This is a genomic window from Streptomyces beijiangensis, from assembly GCF_017315755.1.
Taxonomy (GTDB): domain Bacteria; phylum Actinomycetota; class Actinomycetes; order Streptomycetales; family Streptomycetaceae; genus Streptomyces; species Streptomyces beijiangensis.
Window position 1 is genome coordinate 1 of the sequence record NZ_JAFLRJ010000440.1, and the last position, 2,269, is coordinate 2,269.

Annotated in this window: 2 protein-coding genes and 1 pseudogene; all 3 read left to right on the forward strand. The window is 72.9% G+C overall.

What is annotated here, in order from left to right; all coding sequences use genetic code 11:
• Positions 1 to 315: pseudogene (locus J0695_RS33940) on the forward strand (peptidoglycan-binding protein); the annotation flags it as partial.
• 50 nt (positions 316 to 365) lie between these two features.
• Positions 366 to 1,025 (forward strand): ABC transporter ATP-binding protein, encoded by a 660-nt coding sequence (locus tag J0695_RS33945; RefSeq protein ID WP_206968614.1) that lies wholly within the window; start codon positions 366 to 368, stop codon positions 1,023 to 1,025.
• Positions 1,022 to 2,242, forward strand: coding sequence for an ABC transporter permease (locus J0695_RS33950; RefSeq protein ID WP_206968613.1), 1,221 nt, complete (start codon positions 1,022 to 1,024; stop codon positions 2,240 to 2,242). The genes J0695_RS33945 and J0695_RS33950 overlap by 4 nt, the downstream gene beginning before the upstream one ends.
• The last annotated feature ends 27 nt before the right edge of the window (positions 2,243 to 2,269 follow it).

Here is a 2,269-nt window from a genome sequence, read left to right on the forward strand (position 1 = left end):
GGCGGGGGAGGCGGTGAGAGCGGCAGCGGGGGCGCCGCCGCCGCGACCCTCCCGGTGACCGTGTCCATCAAGGACCAGAAAGCTCTGGGCGGCCTGGACAGCGGCCCCGTGACGGTCGATCACATCGGGAAGGAGCGGAAGAACGTGCTCACGGTGCCCGTGGCCGCACTGGTCGCACTCGCGGAGGGCGGCTACGGCGTGGAGTCGCGATCCGGGCAGTTCGTCGCGGTGAAGACCGGACTGTTCGCCGACGGCCGGGTGGAAGTGAGCGGCAGCGCCGTCAGCGAGGGCATGAAGGTGAGGATCCCGGAGTGATCCCCGTGGTGGAATTCGACGCGGTCTCCAAGACGTACCCGGGTGGTGTGATGGCCGTGCGCGAGGTGAGTCTGCGGATCCGGCGCGGCGAACTGGCCGCGGTCGTCGGCCCGTCGGGCTCCGGCAAGTCCAGCTTGCTGCATCTCATGGGCAGCCTCGACCGGCCCTCCGCCGGGCGGGTGCTGGTCGACGGCCACGATGTGGCGCGGCTTTCCGACCGCGAGGTGTCCGCGCTGCGGGCCACCCGGATCGGCTTTGTGTTCCAGCAGTTCCATCTGGCGGTCGGGGTGCCGGTCCTGGATGCCGTGGCCGACGGTCTGCTCTACGCAGGCGTCGGGCAGCGCCGGCGCCGGGCCCGGGCGGCACAGACCCTGGCCCGGGTCGGGCTCAGCCACCGTATGCACCATCTCCCGCACCAGCTGTCCGGCGGTGAGCGGCAGCGCGTCGCGATCGCCCGTGCGGTGGTGGGCGAGCCTGCGGTACTGCTGGCGGACGAGCCGACCGGAAATCTCGACTCGGTGTCGGGCGCGGCCGTGCTGGAGCTGTTGCGTGAGCTGAACCGTGCCGGTACGACGGTCGTGGTCATCACCCATGACCGGGAGATCGCGGCCGTGCTGCCCCGCCGTATCGAGATGCGCGACGGCCGCCTGGTCGCCGACACGGCATCGGGCGACCCGGCGCCGGGCACGATGATCGGGGCGCCCCGATGACGGACGGTAAGGACAACTCGCCCCGGCAGCGCGGACTGCGGGCCGCCCGGCTCCGGCCCGCGGACGTCGTACGGCTGGGCGGCACCGGCCTGCGGACCCGCCCGCTGAGGGTCCTGCTGTCCGCGCTGGGCATCGCGATCGGCGTCGCCGCGATGATCGCGGTGGTCGGCATCTCCGGCTCCGGGCAGGCCGAAGTGGACCGTCGGCTCGACTCGCTCGGTACCAATCTGCTGCGGGTCGCGCCGGGTTCCACCCTCACCGGCGTCAAGTCCGAGCTTCCGTACGAGGCGGTGGCGATGATCCGCCGGATCCCGCCGGTCCAGCAGGTCGCGGCGACCGGTGCGACCGGCGCCCACATCTACCGCAACGAGCACATCGCCATCGGCCGTACAGGATCCCTCGACGTGCTCGCGGCCGATGCCGGACTTCTGCCGGCGGTGGGCGGCGAGATCCGGGGCGGGCGCTGGCTGGATGCCGCGACCGAGAAGTACCCCGCGGTGGTGTTGGGCGCCACGGCCGCGGCCCGGCTCGATGTGTACACCCCCGGCACCAGGGTCTGGCTCGGCGGACACTGGTTCTCGCTGATCGGGGTGCTCGAACCGATGCCGCTCGCGCCGGAACTGGACGGGGCCGCGCTGGTCGGCCGGCCTGCGGCCCGTACCTACCTCGGCTTCGACGGCCATCCGTCGACGGTCTATGTCCGCGCCGAGGACAGCCAGGTGGCCGCGGTACGGAACGTACTGCCCGCGACCGCCAATCCGGAGAAGCCGGGCGAGGTCCGGATCTCGCGGCCCTCGGACGCTCTGGCAGCCAAGGAGGCCACCGAGTCCGCGCTGACCGGTCTGCTGCTCGGCCTCGGCGGTGTGGCGCTCCTGGTGGGCGGTGTCGGAGTGGGGAACACCATGGTCATCTCGGTCCTGGAACGGCGCCCGGAGATCGGGCTGCGCCGGGCGCTCGGCGCGACCCGGGGCCAGATCCGCACCCAGTTCGTCACGGAATCGCTGCTGCTGTCGCTCATCGGCGGCCTCGCCGGCACGGTGTTCGGGACGGCCATCACCGCGGGGTACGCCGTCAGCCGGGACTGGCCGACCGTCGTCCCGGTCTGGGCGAGCGCCGCAGGGATCGCCTCGACGCTGGGCATCGGCATGATCGCGGGCCTGTATCCGGCGGTCCGGGCGAGCAGGCTGGCCCCGACGGACGCCCTGGCCGGGGCGTAGGAGCGCGGGAGGGGGACACGTCAGGGG

Coding starts and splice junctions, on each gene's coding strand:
- J0695_RS33945 (WP_206968614.1), top strand. CDS start 366: ATGGCCGTGCGCGAGGTGAGTCTGCGGATCCGGCGCGGCGAACTGGCC.
- J0695_RS33950 (WP_206968613.1), top strand. CDS start 1,022: ATGACGGACGGTAAGGACAACTCGCCCCGGCAGCGCGGACTGCGGGCC.